General features: G+C 72.5%; 1 protein-coding gene. It reads left to right on the top strand.

Annotated features, from left to right (window positions below; all coding sequences use genetic code 11):
- Window positions 1–367: 367 nt before the first annotated feature.
- A complete protein-coding gene (locus ACTUAL_RS23035) occupies window positions 368–1,870 on the top strand; it encodes an SCO6880 family protein (protein ID WP_440901699.1) in 1,503 nt (500 codons plus the stop codon).
- The last annotated feature ends 41 nt before the right edge of the window (window positions 1,871–1,911 follow it).

Raw genomic sequence — 1,911 nt, 5'->3', positions numbered from 1 at the left:
GCAGCTATCGGCGCAGACCTGGCGAATCAGATGGGTGCAGGGCACAACACCTACGTCCCGGACTTCCAGCCGACCCGCCGCACCGGGGACCGGCACCGCCTCGCCCACCCCGAGCAGCGCGGCGAAGACCACACCGGGGGTGGTGGCGGGGCCGGTGGGGGAGCAGTCCCGACACCACCCCCGACGCAGACCAACCCGAGCACCGGCGCCGGGCCACTGCCCCCGCCCAGCGGCGGCGGTGCGGCAGGTACCGCCGGAGAACGCGGCGCCGGAGCGGCAGCAGGCGGGGTGACGCGATGAGTCCCTGGCCGGCACTGCTCCGCTTCAGGAAGCCACCGACCAAAACCGCCCGCCGGAGGACCCCACGATGACCATCTACCGCGACTACGCCCGCGCCCGCATCGGCTGGTTCTTCGGCCTCACCGGACCCCGGCTCGGCCTCCTGGCCACGGCGGTCCTGCCCATCGCCTGGTCGATCTCCAAGCAGGACTGGGCCACGGCCGCCCTGGCGCTACTGCTGTGGGTGCTCCTGTTCGCGGTCGTGGCCGTCCCGGTCAGGGGCAGGTCGATGACCGGCTGGATCACCTCGACCGTGGCCCTGGCGGCAGGGACCCTGGCCGGGTGGACCCGGTTCCGGGCGCGCGCCACCACCGGGCAGGCCCAGGCCCAGGAGCAGGCGGACCTGCCGGGGAACCTGTCCAGCGTCGTGATCCACGAGGGCCCACCGACAGGGCATCACCACCGGCGGGTCGCCCTGATCCAGAACCACTCGATGAGGACCTGGGCGGTCACCGCCTCGATCGTCCACCCGGGACTGGGCATGGCCGAGCTCGAGGACCGAGAGGTCTACGGGCAGGGTCTGGCCGAGCTGCTCGACGCGACCGTCCGGGCCGAGCTGGCCAGCGAAGTGATCTTCATGGTCCGCACCGTCCCCGAGGACGGTGCCGAGCGGGCCGACTGGGTGCGACGCCATCGCACGGGCAACGCTCCGGTTCAGGTCAGCCGCATCAACGACGACCTGCACGAGTCGTTGACCGCCGCGACGGTACGCACCGAGCAGTACGTCACCGTCATGGTGCCAGAGTCACGGCTGGGCAAGGTGGCACGGGAGTACGGCGGGGGCCTCAACGGTCGCGCCCGGGCCCTGTACGGCGCGATCGCCGAGGTCGAGTCCCACTTGCGCGGCGGCCTGGGCGTCTCAAGCGTGGAGTGGCTGACCAGCCCCCAGCTGGCGGTTGCGTGTCGGACCGGGTTTGCCCCCGGGGATCGGGCCGCCATCATCGACGCGCTGGCTGCCGCGCAGACCGATGACGGGGTGCTCACCGATGTGCCGTGGGAGATGGCCGGCCCCTCCGGTGCCGACGCCGCCGTGCGGCACTACTCCCACGACGCCTGGAACTCGGTCTCCTCGACGGTCAAGCTGCCGGTCAAGGGGGCCGCGATGGGGGCCCTGGCCCCGGTCCTGTCGGCACGGGAGGACGGGGAACGACGCTCCTTTATGGTCTGCTACCCCCTCGTGCCGCCGGGCCGTGCGGACCGGCAGTCGGCCAACAGCGAGTTCGGTGCCGACCTGGGGCAGTCGTTGCGGGTCGCGGCACGGATGAAGCAGCGCACCAAGGACGTCGACGAGTCCGAGAAGGTGCGCGCTCTGGAGTCCAAGTTGGCCCGCGGCAACTCCCTGACCGTCCCCTACGCCGTGGCCACGGTCACGGTGCCCAAGACGGTCCGGGCAGCCGAGGCCGGTCGCCGCCTGGACTCGGCGATCCGCCGGGCGGGGTTCGCCCCGCTGCGCCTGGACCTGGCCCACGACGTGGCCTTCGCCGCCTCGGTGGTGCCGATGGGCATCAGCCTGACCCGGAAGGCGGGGTGAAGCATGGGCGCCTCACGCAGTCGAATCCCTCACGGCCGCCG

This window comes from Actinosynnema sp., from assembly GCF_052038725.1.
This window is presented reverse-complemented; position numbering and strand designations above follow the sequence as displayed.